Below are 14,416 nucleotides of genomic sequence, written 5' to 3' on the forward strand. Positions count from 1 at the left end.
ATAGCCGGCGACCGTGAATGACAGTTGGGGCGCTCTGTTATCGGCGGGTGGGCAATGTTTCTACTGGACACGAGTATTCTCAGTAACGCACAGAAACCCAAGCCGTTGGCACGCCTGCAGACGTGGTTTCGACGGCAGACCAACGTGGCCATTCCGTTTCCCGCGATCCTCGAGATCGAACAGGGGATCGTCAGCGTTCGGAAAAACAAACCGGAAAAGGCCGACGAGATCAGCCAGTGGCTGCAAGAGGTTCTCGAGTCGAAATTCGAATATCCGGAGATAGGCTCCAAGGTAGCCAGGATACTGGCTGAGATGTACTGCTGCGGACCATTGAAGAACTTCTGGTACGTAGAGCCAAAAAACAAGAAAGAGACGCGGCCTAGCCAGGACCTCTTCTTCGCCGCGATTTCCATCGCTCACGATCTTCCCATAGCGACGATGAACGAAAAGGACTTCGTGTTCATCGACCGCTACTTCCCTCTTCCAGGCGTGTACAACCCGCAGCTGGGAATATGGGCGGTACCTCCCTTATGCCGCCACCGTGAAGACATGATCGAGGCGGAACTAATTCTCTTGGACACGATCTTCGAGGAAGCACACGACAGCGGAATGAAGGAAGCGGCGGCGAACTATCTGAAAGGCGCCTACTATCCGGACCTTATTCCGTCCCGGGACCGCCACGAGCAAGAACGTCTCCTGCACGCGTAGTCCTGGCTGCCCTGAACTTTACTTCGAAAACGCCGTCGGCGTCGGCAATCCTCTGCAGACGGCCGTCCTTCGCCCCGTCCAGCACATCGGAAAACCGTTTTTCGGCCTCGGACCTATCCCAGTCCTTAACAGTATCGAGCACCATCAACCTCGCCTCGTATGAAGACTCCATATCTCATTCCGCGTCGGAGGGGAATGTTGCCGGAGCCTTGTATTAAATCTTCGTTTCGGTGTCGTCCGGCGTGCCACCCGCCCACGTCGTGGAAAACTGAGCGCGTATTTGAATCGGCGTCGCCACTCAGCAGGTCTTTCACATATACGCTCTATCGGCCTTTTTGCCGCACAGATATGGCTCGTCCAGTTCGGAAGGAAGCCTAAAGCGCAAACTAAACCGACGGCGTCCCATAAACAGGCGTGAGCTTGCCGCCGGAAAGAGATCCCGATTCCGCAACGCGACGCCAGTAGCTGGCAATACCATCCAGTTCTGCAGACGTCTCCGATAACGATTCGTTCTGGGCGCCATTGCTCTCCATGTTGGGACAAGTGATACCGGCGGTAACGACCGTTGCTGCATGGCCCTAACCCCTTAGGCTCGCAGTCCGTATTCGCCACAGGCGAACGTTTAGTGAACATCGAGCGCCTTGTCAACAGCGGACGAAGCGTCCTTGATCACGATTCGTACGGAACCGGGGGGCAGGCCCTCCCCAACAACCGAATCCATTTTTCGGGCCGGTGTCGAAGACATAGGAGACCGTGCGAGCGGACACCCCGGATACTGGTTAGTCAGACAACGCTTTCCGATCATCGCGGCCCCGGATGCAAGGTTCACGATCGCCAGAAATCCTGGACAGGGACCTCGCATAGCGACGGGCTTCCAGATCGACCCGGTTCTGCTTGCATCGGTGTTAGAGTCTTCGATTCCGTCGCTAAACTTTACCAGCTCTACGAACTCGGAATTTACCGTGCCAACTACCTCGGGCGTTTAACGGACAGGCCGCTAATTCAGGACGACGGTAAGGGGACAAGGGGCTTACTCATATGTATCGAGTTACTGATCTTTTCGCGGGTGCCGGTGGCTTTTCGCTGGGGCATGGCGGGTTCCACACCTCTTTCCCCTGGATTTCAACAGGGACGCCGTAGCGACGTTCGTTGCAAAGCATCCCACGGCAACCGGATGAGCGTGTCATCGGACGCGACCGATTATCCGTCAATCATGTTCGCCTTCGCACGGGGGATCAATGTCGTCGTGGGAGCGAAGCCCCTGAAAGGATTTTGGTCCCTGAAAGCGAGCGTGATTGGTATCTCAAGTTCGAGCAAGACGCGCTGTTCAAGAAAATGCGTCGTCGAGAACTACTGCTGTCGGGGACCGAGCCGGCACAGGACCGTGAACCCATGAGCCATGCGTGATCTTGATCACACGGGGAAAGGGTGCGCGATGGCAGCTTTGCAGAATCAGCGATTCTATAAGTCTCTTTTTTACCGGGTGCTTGCCGTCCACGGCCAGTAATATCCGATGACCCGGTCTCGATGCCGTAGGTCGTCGCATGCATAAGCTCCACCGCTTCGGCTTCATGATAGACAGTTGGTTCAACGTCCTAGTGAATTCAGGAGCCTGCTCCCCCCTGGGTGACGCATACCCGTATTTCAACCTCGTCTCCCTGAGTTATTTGCCGTGTTGCAAAAACGACGCCATAGCGATTAGAGCACGTTTTCAAGACACACGCATAACCTCCGGTTAAGACGCAACTTTGGCCGGACGACTAAAATTTTATTGTTTTTTTACATTTGAATCAACGACATAAATTCGTCGTCGTTCGGCTTCCTCAGACGTGTTTGGGATTGCACGCAGCGATCTGCCGTGGTTCATTACGGATGCGTTCGAATGTGCCGTTGCCCTGGGTGTAGGGCTAACGGATTTCCACATGAGCGCCATTGAGCGCACGCGGCCAAGGGTGACACACCGCCTTCCGCAGTGCCGGGATTATAACCCGGCGGCCTACTCCCGGTGCTGGTCAAGCCGGAGAGTGTTTCCCCTTAATCCGCTCGCTCACGGAGATGACCCTTATGTCCCACGCCCCCTCTTAATTCCCTCCCGGTGTCCGCCTGCCTTCCGGGCTTGCGGTTCCCGATCTCATTCAACAACGCTCGCAGGCACCACTACGTGCGGAAAGGAACATCCATGCGCGCAGATAACCATCGTCCGAAGTGTACCAGCAATAGCACCCGGATCCACCGTCACAACGACTACTGCGTACCGCCCCTGCTCGTGAACGATCTGACGAGCCAGTGCGCCGCGCACTTTCTCGCGAATTTCGTCACCAACTCGGAAGGGCACATCCGCGACGTACTGAAGTGCGGCGTCCGGGGCTCCGGAGGACTCGTCGAGGAAGTCGAGTACTGGCTCCAGCAGTGCAAGGCCGACGCAGAGGGCAAGGAAAACAACCTCGGTTACTGGGATATCGAGGAGATGGGGCCGTGGATCTATGAGAAGCTCCAGGCAGCCGACGTCGCCCGTCTCGTAAGTCGCCATACGAGAGGCTGGCCTTACAAGGACTTTGCTTCCTATGGGTACACGGTCAGCGACATGGCCCAGCTGGACGCCGCGATCGCGTCGATGAAGTAGGCGCGGAAGGGAAGCATCGGTAGCGGCTTCAAAGCCGCTGCCTAGCTAACAGTCGAAACAACCAGCCGGATACCGCGACCTTGGAAGCCCCTGAGCATGACGCGTGCATACGAGCGGCTGCGCTGACGCGAAACACACCGAGAGCCCCGAGCGCTCCGAAAAGAGAGGACTGAACATGGCCGACAACGCAATGAACGTCGCCACGGCCGCTGAGGTGCTCATGCACAGCGGCATCATGACTAAGGCAGACATGGCGGTAATCGCCTCGATCGCAGAACTCCGCGGCAAGCTCGGCGAGCTTCGCGTGCTCAGCCAGCCGAGCATTCTGTTCACTCCGTCCGTCCATATCCTCGGCGAGCACGGCGACCTACGTCGTCTCGCTCCCGGGGACCCGTTCGAACTGGCTCAGCTCGAACCGTGGAACGGTATGACGGAAGGCGACATCGCAGATTTGATCCTGAAAGACCTCACCGATACCTACGCCAAGCTGATGTTCATCGGCATCACGCTCGGGGTGCGCGCGGAACTCGGCGAAACTCCTTCCCGCAACCAGCTGTCCTTCGAACGCGTCGAAGAGTTTGTCTCGACGCTCTACGAGCGCACGTTCGGAGAGGTTGTAGGATGAGCAACGTACTCACCTTCCCGAACAGCTTCGTGCGGCAGGTCGACGGAGCCTCCAGAAACGGCCGGATCACTGCATTCGCGAGGAAGCTGGTCGACGAGTTCTATGTAAGCCTGCCCGGTGAAGTCCGTGAGTTTCCGTCGGACGAACGGGTGTTCCTCGTCGGGTCCTGGGAGGACCTGATGACGGCGGATGAGGACGTTCTCTTTTTTTACCAGAAGGAGACGGGACGGACCGGAAAGCAGCTGCTCAACCTTGCCTTCGACGAGAACCTCACTGCCAGATGCGTTGAAACAGCACTCACGTTCCGTGAGGAAGAGACAAGGGAAGCCCTGGTGGCGGTCCTTAGGAACCTTCGGCTGATCGACCTCGATGGCCTCGACCCGCGCTCCGAGCAGGTACTGGACGAGTCAGTAGCTCACCTTGAAGCGCTGCTGACGTACGCCCTGTTGGTAGGGCGCGGCAAAGAGGCTTCTCTCGTCTCTGAAGAAGCGTCGAATCAGGTTCGATCTCACGTCGTACAAGCCGATCCTGCGCCTCCTTCACACGCGCCCGTGTCAGAGGCAGGGTGGAAAGTCAGCTACCGAAGAGAGGTATGCAAAACGGAGGAGGCGGAAGATTAGGTATTGTTATGTTGACGGTTAACTCAATTTTCACCTTCTTCCGTAAGACTCGTCCACCACTGTTCAGTAGATCTATTTTGCGTCTAGACCACCGTGCACTAGATCGTTACATGAGCACCAGATTGAAACGGAGTAGGCCGATGCGCCCGATACATATAGCCATAGGAGCTGCAGTAGTATCGGAATAGGCGCGCCTATCCATCCACCGCATCTCCTTCATCGAGACCCGATCGAACAGGAGAGCCAGATGAACTTCAATCGCCAGACTGCCCGCTCTATTCAATGGAAACGCGCAGGATTCGGTTTCCTGACAGCGCCTCAGGGCATCGTGATGCCCGACTACCTCCCCGCAGCGACCTCCTCGGAAGTCCGCATCCCCATCCAGCCAGGAGGCTTGGGGATATCGTAGGGACTTTTGCGAAAGCGAAAGTCCCGAAAGCGATGTCCTGAAGCTGGATCCCACCGCGGGACATGCGACTCGCAAGCCTGCTTCCAAGCAGGAAGCGACCGCACGCGGCGCCACCTTCTACAAGGGTACGGAAGTCTATCACGAGAGCGAACTGGAGCATCGGGTGTCGGTCAAGATTCAAGGACGAAACGACGTGAAGGAGCTGCACTCGCAGTATCCGATCCTTCTCTGGATCGACGCCGAGGGCGAGATCCGCAAGCACACCTGCGACTATTTCGTCGTTTTCGACGATGGCTTTCGCCTCGCCGTGGCGGTGAAATACGAGAAGAAGAAGGCGAAGATGGAAGATCTCATCAATCGCATCCGGATCGCCGGCTTCACCCGGCACGACGGGAAGAGCCAGCTCACGGTCGGTGCCGTCGACGACATGCGGCACATTTCGGAAGTCGACGCCTCCATCGATGACTTCGAGAACGCCCAGTGCATCCTGGCCTCTCGTAAGCACCCGGACGCCGCGGAGTATTCCACGCTGTTCGACATCGTCAGCAAACTCCCTGGACGATTCCGTCTCGGGGAGCTGCTCCGCAACTGCGCCAACATCGCCAAGCGGCGTACCGCCATCTGGCGTCTGATCGATGACGGTCACCTCTTGGCCGTTTCCACCGGGCGGATCGACGAACTTGCCTGGCTGCGCTTCCGCGGCTGAACCAACAATCCACAACCAGAACAGGAGCTGTCCATGACGGCCTACCGGAACACCTGCGCGTTTTCGCCTGCGACCTTCGCGTCCCGTTGCCTCAACGGGCATGGCCAGGAGCGGACCATACCGGAGGACATAGGAGGGATCACACCCTCCGGAACGCCTTCGAACGCAGTACCCAGATCTGCCTTGACCAAACGCAAAGGACCGACCCATGAACACGAACACCGTCCCCGCCCAGATCTTCCATAACGCCGTCGTACAGATGGGCCACCATGACCGCTTCGCCCGCAAGGCCACCGGCACGAACTTCATCCCGGTCGCCTGCGACAAGGAAGGCTACAAGCTCCGCAACGAAGACGACGGCAAGCACGAGATCTTCATGTCGCACCAGGAGATCTACAACGAGCTCGACCAGGGTATTTCCCAGATCGTGTATGGCTGGAACTGCCCGGAGATGTCGCGCCTTCGCGTCCTCTTCGGAGACAAGTCGTTCGAGGAGTTCCCGATCGAACGCCAGAACCTCGCGAAGTACCGCGAAAAGCTTATCGATCTCTGGGACGACCACGTCGCTGAGCTTGGAAAGAACCCGCGTCTCTCCACGGCGGCCATGCAGGCGTGGATCGACGAACAGGACGCAAAGCTGTTCGAGGAAGCCATGAAGGCCGCCAAGGGCAATGGAGAAGGCAAAGTCCGGGCGAACAAACCTGTCACGGTCGAATGGTTCGCAGTGCCGACTGTCAAGACCTTCCAGCGCGACTACAAAAGGTACCACGCCGCCGACTGCAACCGCCTGGCGCTCATCCACCGTCATCACGGTCCCGGCCAGCGCTTCTTCCACGCCGATCCGGAATCGATCGCGTACGCCGTGGACAAGGCCCGCGGCTATCTTTCGCGCCTGCGTCCAAAGTACTCGGTGGTCTTCCGCGACTACCTTTCGGCGCTCCACGTCGAAAACAAGAACCGCACGACCAAGCTGAAGCCCGTGTCGCGCAAGAAGTTCGTGTCCATGATCAAGAAGTTCGATCAGTTCGACACGGTAGCGGCGCGTCATGGCTACAAGGCAGCGGTGCGGAAGTTCATGGCGATTCGCCGCCACTTCGACATCCTGCGCCCCGGCCAGCGCATCGAGATCGACCACATGAAGGTCGATCTGATCACCCTGCTCTCGGAAATCGGCGCCCTGAGCACCCTTCCGGAGTGGGTCATCGAGAAGCTGAAGGAAGCGGATATGCTCCATCAGCGTATCCACATCGTCGCCGCGATCGACGTCGCCACGCGCTACATCCTGGCCTTCAAGGCGTCTACGAACCCCAAGGCGGCTTCGGCCGTCGCCGCGCTGCGCATGATCATGTCGTCCAAGCAGTGGCTGTCGGAGTACGTCGGCGCGCGGACGCCATGGATCGGCCGCATCTGGCCGGAAGAGGTCTACACGGACAACGGGACCGAGTTCACTGCCGACCGCACGGAAACCGTGTTCCGCACGGCTCAGGTCGGCTACACCCGGCCAGCCGCGGGTGATCCCCAGCGCCGCCCCTTCATCGAGAGCCTGTTCCACGTGGTGGGTCCGCTGCTGACGAGCTACTTCGACGGCCGCACCTTCAACTCCGTCGCCGAGAAGGGTGACTACGACGCCGCCGGCCACGTCGCCATCGACGTAGACGAGCTGGTCAAGGTCTTCCTGTTCGCCATCCTGGACGTCTACCACAACCGTCCGCACGCGGGTCTCGGCGGCAACACGCCACACAACGCGTGGGTCCAGGCGACACAGAACTACGAGATCAAGTTCCCGCCGGGTCAGGACGGTCTTGCCCGTATCTTCGGCGTCGCCGCCAAGCGCAAGATCCAGGTCTGGGGTGTCTCCAACATGGGCATCACCTATTCCAGCGACGAGCTCCAGGCCCAGCGCCGCACGGTCGGTGACGACGTCGAGATCATGTACGACCCCGAGTGCGCCGAATTCATCCTGGTAAAGGGGCTGACGCACTGGTACCCGGTCCGCAACACCATCGGCCTCGACGGCACCGTCACGCTGCACGAGTGGGCCGCCGCGCTCAAGAGCGAGAGGCAGCGTCACGCGGACAATGCCGTGAAGGGGCTGGAGGTTATGTACGAGGCGATCGACCGCATCCGCCGCATCGGCGAAGCGGCGACGCTGCGCGCCAACCTCAGCCACGTCGTTCCCACCGACGCGGACTTCGAGAAGCTGCACCAGCAGCTCGACGGCACCTGGGTCGCGGCCCCGGTCAAGATCTTGCCGCAGCTCGAAAACGAGCTCGTCATGCGCCCCGATCCGCTGCGCGACGGCGAGGTGGCCATCGGTGCCGCCGTTGCGGCCGACTCGGCCGTGATCTCCAAGCTGTTCGAGAACTTCGGCGTCAAGGCGCCGGAGAAGCCGGCAGAGGCGGTCTCGAGCTTCGTGAACGACGAAAAGAACTGGAAGTGAGGCCCGCGCCGTGAACGAAGAAGAACTCAGCCAGTTCCGTGCCCGGGTACGTTCCCACGCGATCGCCAACGACCGCGACGCGCCTCTCCGCTCTCAGGTGCAGGAGATGATCGACAACGTCAGGGACATCCGCAATGGTGGGGGATCGCGCAAGCGGTCCCTCTTCGTCATTGGCGAATCCGGCAGCGGGAAGTCGTTCTCGCTGCAGCAGCTGTTCGCGACCCTCCCGGAATTCCAGCCTTACAACGACGAGCACGCTCGCAGGATCCGCCCTGCGATCAGCGTGGAAGCACCCCGTCCCTGCGGCATCGTCGACCTTTGCAACGCGGTCCTGGAAGAGCTCAAGCTACCACAGAACCACAACATGAAGCCCGCTTTCGCAAGGGAGCTGCTATCCACGATCCTCCGCGAGCACGGAGTGGTCTACCTCCATGTCGACGAGGCGCAGCATCTTCTTCGGCATCCTACCGAGCGGGCGATCCGGACGATGCAGGACCAGTTGAAGGTACTGGTCCAGACGCGCGAGTGGCCTCTGCATGTCATCTTCAGCGGCGTGGACGACCTCGATCTCCTTCTCGGCACCGACGACTACCAGCTCGGCAACCGTTCCCACGTCAGGCGTTTCGGCGAGCTGACCTGGCCCGGTGACCGCGCGGTCCTAGAACATATCGTCAGGGAAATCGCCTGCGAGCAGTGCGGCCTGAAGCTATCAGAGGAGATGGTGAAAGACGATATCTACGGCCGCATCTGGGTCGCCGGCCTCAAGGCGTTCGGGACCTCGATCGAAACGGTACAGGAAGCCTCCTTCATGGCGGTCAAGAACGACCACGCGGTCCTCACGAGCGCGCACTTCGCACGCTACTACGAGCGCCACTACGCCTGCCTTCCGGCCGACAACGTGTTCACGGCCACGCCCTACGCCGATATCGACCCGCGCAAGGCCCGCGCCGACATCGCCTCCCGTATGACGAAGAAACGGAGATAACCGAGATGCGCCTTCCCAACTCCGTGGACTTCCACCCGGACGAGCCGCCGATCAGCCTCGCATCCAGGCTGGCGGCGGCGAACGGCTTCGCTTCGCTCGGCATGCTCACGCGGCTCCTCGGAATCAAGCCGCTGGCGATCGCCCGCGGAGAACCCGAGGCCACCCGAATTTTGGCCGATCTGTCCGGTTTTCCGGTCGCAGACGTCTCCCGATATGCAATGCGACCGTCCGTCAACAGCAAATCGTCGTTGGGGGGTTGCATCGTCTCCGAGGAAACCCTGCTCTATCTGCCCATCCGGCGCATCTGCCCGCATTGCATCGAAGCAGATCTCGCCAACGGGAGCGGCGTCCCGCTAGCCCGCCCGTACCAGAGGCACCAGTGGCAGACGCCGGAAATCGAAGTGTGCGGCCTCCACGAAGTGGAGCTCGTGCCTGTCGCACCGCCCAAACACCTGGAACACGACTTCGCGCGCTTCGTCCAGACTTACGGGTCGGATATCCGTGCCGCGGCTGCTACCTTGGTGCCCCGCGCGCTACCGCCGGCCCAGAAATACATCGAAGGCCGTCTCGGGGGCGTTCGATCCAACCCGTTTCTCGATCAACTCGAGCTCTACGTCGTCGTGAAGACCTGCAAACGGTTTGCCGCGTTCATGCGCCAGCACGGAGATAGCAGCGATGTATCCGATCTCGAGCTCGGATACGGGGTCGCGAGAGGCGGCCCCGCTGCTCTGGAAGAGACCGTGGTCGCCCTGATCCGGAAAGCGAAACCGAACAACCACACCATCCATAAGTTTTTCGGTCGCCTGGTGCAGTGGCTACGGGAGCAGAAGAGAAACCCCGACTTCGCCCCGGTCATCGAAGCGTTGCAGGATATCGCGGTCAGGAACCTGCCGTTCACCGACAAGGATATCTTCGTGCACCCCGCAAAGGCCGAAATCCAGTCGGTGACCATGGCCAGCAAGGAGTTCGGCCTGTCGAAAGAGGTCGTTCGCGATCTGCTTTCGAAGGCAGGCGTGATTGCCGATCGGACCCAGCGTGCCTCGGCGACATGGTTTTCCGCAGCGGCAGCGCGTCCCTATCTCGAGGCCGTCATGCCAGCGATGCGGGATTCCGATGTAGGCTGCGCGGTCGGTGTCCCGCCACATCTGGCGAAGGCCCTAAGGACCTCCGGGATCATTCCGGAAAACCTCTATACCCATGGCACGAACAGCCGAGCCAAAGTACACCCCGCTTCGCTGGCGAAGTTCATCGAGACCATCTTCGAGGGTGTCCCTGAAGCGAAGCGAGAGCACGGGCTGACCAATCTCGTCGACGCGACGTCTCACTGCCTATGCGGTTTCGACGAGATGGTCCGCCTCGTTCTGGAGCGACGGCTTCGCTCTCTTCGGCGAGTAGGTGACGGCACCCTTCTCACCGACCTCGTCGTGGACCGCAATGAAGCTACGGAAGTCCTGGCTGCCATTCCCGGTCGCGAAAGCCTCGCGGAACTCAGAAAACGCACGGTAGGTGTCACGAAGGCGGCAAATGAACTCCAGACGACCCTGCAAACCGTCAGGGCGCTCGTCGCAAGCGGACAGCTGGCGGCCACGGAACTACGGCACGTGGTAGCGATCTTGAGACCGATGTACGTGGACAAGACATCGCTCGCGGCTTTCGCTATCGACCACGTATCGCTTTCCGGGCTTGCGAAGGAGTTGGGTCGGCAACCGGCGGAGGTGGAAGCTCTCTTGGCGGCACAGGGCGTTTTGCCCGCGAACAAGGTGTCGGGATCTAGGGAACCGTTTTACAGGAGGGCGGACCTGGCATGCGTTCTCTAAGCGAAGCCCGTCCTATCAGCCAGGCCGACCTTCGCGTCCGCAACTCCGACGCCGTATCTCACGCGGTCTCCCTTGGATCTGGAGACAAATCGCCCGAAATGACAGGGCATTCCAAACAGGCATGGTCGGTCTCTTCATATCCAAACGTGGGACTGGGTTGCCTCCATCGATCGATATCAATGGCGTTTTCCAGTCTTTAACCCGTCCGCGATACTTGAAGCTCAGCGGAGATCTCGAGTATGCAACCCGACCTGGAACTCATAGGCATGAACCCCGATCACCAGACCGAACGACGCTGTATCGTCTTGCTCGGATCGCAAGATCAGCTGTCATACAGCTTTTCCATGATAGCGGTTTTGCGAAGATGACGGCGAAGATTGTGGGTCAGATACACAGTTCGCTAGTGCGGCGCTCAAGGGGGCGGCCGAAATTAGAAAGCGATCAGGAGGCGAGGATCAAGGTCTTTCAGGAGGCTCGGCGTCTGTTTCTAGATCGAGGCTACAGTCACTCGACGATGGACGAACTGGCCGCCCAACGTGGAGTATCAAAAAAAACGCTCTACCAGCTGTTCCCCAGCAAGCGCGCAGTCTTGGGAATGATCGTGGACGATGGACGTCACACTATAATGAGGCTGCCATTCGAAGATGACAGCGCATCTATGATGGATGCTTTGCGGCACATATTCAGAGTCGACGTCGACGACGAGGTTTGCTTCGAACGGATCGCCATGATGCGCCTTTGCCGACAGGAGAGAAGCGACACCAGGGAAGTCGAACTCACGCTAATGCAGGAAGCCTATGACGCATATGCGCGCCTGTTCGGTAATTGGGTAACCCGCCAGATCGCTCTCGGGAGAATGAGGGCAATTGATCCCGAAGTTGCGACAACCATTATGTTCGAGATGTTTTACGGCGGGCTTTTCACGCAAGACGGAAGGTTGAAGCACTGGGACAGCAAAGCTGAGAGACGCCGTTATATGGAGGAATGCATTCGGATGTTTGTGGATGGCACGAGAGCAGGGTGATTGAGTAGTAGCCCTGATATGTCTGGGAGCGCGATGCACCGAGTCTAACCGCTGTTCCAGGCGCGGTCGCGGCTTGCCATGCGACGCCTGTCAAGGAAACCATCCGGGCGCTCGATAATCTCCTTCTCAGAACCTGCTAAGGCTTTTAGAACGTTGAACCCTGGCGCGACTTTGCGAGCGGTGGATTGCTAGCTGGACTACGACGATCTGCAGACGCTGCAGACCCGGTTCGCGCTATCGCGTGATGCCTGGACGACGACCGGAGACTGCGTCGCTGCTATCTCCACGCCGGCTCGACACTGTCGCGCTGTAGGTAGAAGCTTTTAAGCTATGTTTTACCATGACTTACGAGCATTTCTGTTAATCAACGGCGCGCGCATTTCTATTAACCGCCCCCCCCCATAAGGTCTGTTCAGTTCTGGATCGGAAGCGTGAGTGGATTGCATATGTATCGAGTAATGGATCTTTTTAGCGGTGCTGGTGGGTTTTCGACGGGCATGTCGATGGCAGGCTTTCACGTAAGTGGTGCTGTAGAGTTCAACAAGCACGCAATGGCCACTTTCAAAGCCAACCACCCGCCCACGGATCTGCTGGCGATGCGGGCGGACATTGAACTTTTTCCGATGATCATGTTGAGTTTCACCAAAGGAATTGACGTGGTCGTCGGCGGACCGCCTTGCCAGCCTTTTTCGGAAGCGGGTTTGCAGAACCCTCTCGACGACAGGGCCGATCTGTTCAAGGAGTACGTCAAGCTGCTCAATGGTGTCGACAGGCCCCACTTCAAGCCGCCGTCGGCGTTTATTTTCGAGAACGTCGAAGGTCTTGCGCGCGTGCGGGGCGGTTCGGACCTCAGGGCAATCCAAACTGCGTTGGCAGGGTGCGGGTACTACCTGACCACCGAGCTAGTGGACGCGTCCGACTACGGCGTTCCTCAGCGCCGACGTCGACTTATCATCGTCGGCTCGAAATTCCCCGGATTCCGCTTCCCCGAACCTGTCGCCGCCAAGTACCGCAAAACCCTCAGGGACGCACTCGGCGACCTGCCGATGCCAACGGATGACGGAGAAGTTCAAGTCGGCGGCAGGACGGTGACTGGGCACGTGGCGCCCAATCATTCGAGGGACCTCGTGGACCTTATCCGCCAGATTCCATATGGCGGCCGCCTACGCGATCTGAACCTCCCCAATGCACCGAAGGCATTCGCAGGCTCCTATGCAAGGTTGCGTTGGGAACGCCCCTCGCAGACCATCACTAGCAGTTTCGCAAAGCCAAGCTCCGCGCGATGCATTCATCCCGAGCAAAACCGGGCGCTGACAATTCGGGAAGCAGCTCGACTGCAGAGTTTCCCCGACTCTTATAAATTCCATGGCGGCACTGGATCGGTAAGGTTGCAGATAGGGAACGCGGTCCCTCCATTGTTGGCCATGCATCTTGGACAGGCGCTGAGAACCCATCTCGAGGAAAACGGCGTGCCGTTCCAGAATTACCAGCTTCCCGAAAGAGGTATCATCCCCGAGAAAGACCTTCCTTGGTACCTCAAGGAGCGGCAAGATCAGAAATTCAAGGAAATGCTCAGGGAAAAGCGAGGCATGGAGGTCTAGCGGAAATAGACGGTCACGCTGAGGGGTGAAGTCAGATATGCGGGATCGGGCATCGAGAATACTCGCGAGCGATAGCTACCCTTGGGTCTGTGTCCGGCGGAGCGCTTCGGCCCAGCGATATCACAGACGGTGCTGGTCCGGTTAGCGGCAAGCACCGCGCTGTCACCGTGAGGTAGCCGTAGATCCAGGTATTCATTTCGCTCCGAAGGGCCGAATTTTTCTGAATAGCTCGACCGACCTCAAGATATGGGTCAAAACCTCGTCATGAGACATCATCGCATGCGGAGGTAGCAGTCTGATCGTCTGGAAATGATCCCAGCTAGCCTCATAAGCAAGCGCTTTGATGTTGTCCCATTTTACGGATTCCGCATCTCCCCCAGCGAAAATCACGAACCAGGTCTGGCTCGCTGCTTTCTGTAAGCAGAACAACCATCGATAGCCATCCAAATGGCCGGAGGCAGAAGTCGGAGGGTAACCGTACTTGATTTTGTCGCATGCGAAATCTCCGACGGCGCAAAGCTGATTCCTCCGCGCCTCTGTTATCTGCAAGTCAGCAAAGTCGCGTTCGGTAGTGGATTGGGGGTAGGCGACAGAGACCTCATCAGTAGTCATGGAAGTGCTTTCGAGTAAACCAGTACGAAAATGGTCACCCAAGATATCGTCGACGTCAACTGCCCCGAAACCTCACGCCCGTTCTCGTCGCCGCCCTCAAACGCCGGTCGGCCAAAGTGACGCTTTGTATCTGAACACATGACTGCTCCGCGTTCTTGACCGTTTCAGGGTTGCACTCTCGGCCTTCGCCCTTAGCCTCGTCGTTGATCAACCGCCGGCATCGGCACAGCAGCAATTTCTACCTTC

The 14,416-nt window shown here is 58.8% G+C and carries 11 protein-coding genes; 10 read left to right on the forward strand and 1 reads right to left on the reverse strand.

Features of this window, described 5'->3' with window-relative positions:
• The first annotated feature begins 54 nt into the window (after positions 1-54).
• The 10 genes from ASG19_RS14045 to ASG19_RS14090 all read left to right on the forward strand — a co-directional run bounded on the left by ASG19_RS14045 (position 55) and on the right by ASG19_RS14090 (position 13,558).
• Complete coding sequence (locus ASG19_RS14045) at positions 55-708, forward strand: PIN domain-containing protein (protein WP_200933907.1); 654 nt, start codon at positions 55-57, stop codon at positions 706-708.
• 2,179 nt (positions 709-2,887) lie between these two features.
• Entirely contained in the window at positions 2,888-3,331 is a 444-nt protein-coding gene (locus ASG19_RS14050; protein WP_156466515.1) for a hypothetical protein, read from the forward strand.
• A 175-nt stretch (positions 3,332-3,506) separates the two neighbouring features.
• On the forward strand, positions 3,507-3,956 hold the full coding sequence (locus tag ASG19_RS14055) for a hypothetical protein (protein ID WP_062458385.1): 450 nt from the start codon (positions 3,507-3,509) through the stop codon (positions 3,954-3,956).
• The gene (locus ASG19_RS14060) at positions 3,953-4,576 is read left to right on the forward strand and encodes a hypothetical protein (RefSeq protein ID WP_062458388.1); all 624 of its coding nucleotides are present in this window, start codon (positions 3,953-3,955) and stop codon (positions 4,574-4,576) included. Before ASG19_RS14055 ends, ASG19_RS14060 begins: the two co-directional genes overlap by 4 nt.
• A 572-nt stretch (positions 4,577-5,148) precedes the next feature.
• Positions 5,149-5,691 carry a WbqC family protein gene (locus ASG19_RS14065; RefSeq protein WP_244476174.1) on the forward strand — a complete coding sequence of 181 codons (543 nt, stop codon included), beginning with the start codon at positions 5,149-5,151 and terminating at the stop codon, positions 5,689-5,691.
• A 208-nt stretch (positions 5,692-5,899) separates the two neighbouring features.
• Positions 5,900-8,131, forward strand: coding sequence for a DDE-type integrase/transposase/recombinase (locus tag ASG19_RS14070; RefSeq protein WP_062458394.1), 2,232 nt, complete (start codon positions 5,900-5,902; stop codon positions 8,129-8,131).
• Positions 8,132-8,141: 10 nt separating this feature from the next.
• The gene (locus tag ASG19_RS14075) at positions 8,142-9,116 is read left to right on the forward strand and encodes an ATP-binding protein (RefSeq protein WP_062458397.1); all 975 of its coding nucleotides are present in this window, start codon (positions 8,142-8,144) and stop codon (positions 9,114-9,116) included.
• 5 nt (positions 9,117-9,121) lie between these two features.
• On the forward strand, positions 9,122-10,933 hold the full coding sequence (locus ASG19_RS14080) for a TniQ family protein (protein ID WP_062458404.1): 1,812 nt from the start codon (positions 9,122-9,124) through the stop codon (positions 10,931-10,933).
• 364 nt (positions 10,934-11,297) lie between these two features.
• Positions 11,298-11,957 (forward strand): TetR/AcrR family transcriptional regulator, encoded by a 660-nt coding sequence (locus tag ASG19_RS14085; protein WP_062458412.1) that lies wholly within the window; start codon positions 11,298-11,300, stop codon positions 11,955-11,957.
• A 458-nt stretch (positions 11,958-12,415) separates the two neighbouring features.
• Entirely contained in the window at positions 12,416-13,558 is a 1,143-nt protein-coding gene (locus tag ASG19_RS14090; RefSeq protein ID WP_062458415.1) for a DNA cytosine methyltransferase, read from the forward strand.
• A gap of 192 nt (positions 13,559-13,750) precedes the next feature.
• Here the strand turns inward: ASG19_RS14090 and ASG19_RS14095 are convergent, their stop codons facing one another.
• Positions 13,751-14,170, reverse strand: a complete 420-nt coding sequence (locus tag ASG19_RS14095) for a hypothetical protein (RefSeq protein WP_062458418.1) — start codon at positions 14,168-14,170, stop codon at positions 13,751-13,753.
• Positions 14,171-14,416 lie beyond the last annotated feature (246 nt).

Source organism: Rhizobium sp. Leaf306, assembly GCF_001423425.1.
Lineage (GTDB): Bacteria > Pseudomonadota > Alphaproteobacteria > Rhizobiales > Rhizobiaceae > Neorhizobium > Neorhizobium soli.

What these genes read in the sequence shown, in the direction of transcription:
- ASG19_RS14080 (WP_062458404.1), top strand. Translation starts at nt 9,122, where the DNA reads ATGCGCCTTCCCAACTCCGTGGACTTCCACCCGGACGAGCCGCCGATC.
- ASG19_RS14055 (WP_062458385.1), top strand. Translation starts at nt 3,507, where the DNA reads ATGGCCGACAACGCAATGAACGTCGCCACGGCCGCTGAGGTGCTCATG.
- ASG19_RS14050 (WP_156466515.1), top strand. Translation starts at nt 2,888, where the DNA reads ATGCGCGCAGATAACCATCGTCCGAAGTGTACCAGCAATAGCACCCGG.
- ASG19_RS14060 (WP_062458388.1), top strand. Translation starts at nt 3,953, where the DNA reads ATGAGCAACGTACTCACCTTCCCGAACAGCTTCGTGCGGCAGGTCGAC.
- ASG19_RS14095 (WP_062458418.1), bottom strand. Translation starts at nt 14,170, where the DNA reads ATGACTACTGATGAGGTCTCTGTCGCCTACCCCCAATCCACTACCGAA.
- ASG19_RS14090 (WP_062458415.1), top strand. Translation starts at nt 12,416, where the DNA reads ATGGATCTTTTTAGCGGTGCTGGTGGGTTTTCGACGGGCATGTCGATG.
- ASG19_RS14070 (WP_062458394.1), top strand. Translation starts at nt 5,900, where the DNA reads ATGAACACGAACACCGTCCCCGCCCAGATCTTCCATAACGCCGTCGTA.
- ASG19_RS14085 (WP_062458412.1), top strand. Translation starts at nt 11,298, where the DNA reads ATGACGGCGAAGATTGTGGGTCAGATACACAGTTCGCTAGTGCGGCGC.
- ASG19_RS14045 (WP_200933907.1), top strand. Translation starts at nt 55, where the DNA reads ATGTTTCTACTGGACACGAGTATTCTCAGTAACGCACAGAAACCCAAG.